The following is a 327-nucleotide window of genomic DNA, read 5'->3' on the forward strand; positions in this document are numbered from 1 at the left end:
CTGTAGGTTATGGCTGCCCACCAGAAGGTACAACTCAGTTTGTATTAGACAAACTTGGTCGTCATGGTAACCGCCCTTCACACGTGCATTATTTCGTCACTGCGCCTGGCTACCGTAAATTAACTACGCAGTTCAACATCGAAGGTGATGAATACCTTTGGGATGACTTTGCATTTGCAACGCGTGATGGCTTAGTGGCAACTGCTGTAGATGTAACTGATGAAGCTGAAATTGCGCGTCGTGGTCTGAAAGGTGCGTTCAAACATATTCAATTTGACATTGAATTAGTGAAAGACGTTGAAGGTGCGCCTTCTACTGAAGTTGAAC

The 327-nt window shown here is 45.0% G+C and carries 1 protein-coding gene; it reads left to right on the top strand.

All coding sequences use genetic code 11. The features are described 5' to 3' along the window. On the top strand, nucleotides 1-327 hold a 327-nt coding region (locus AC1M9C_RS14990; RefSeq protein ID WP_481953982.1), incomplete at both ends, for a dioxygenase family protein.

The sequence above is a fragment of the Acinetobacter sp. 24-47-39 genome, assembly GCF_056783825.1.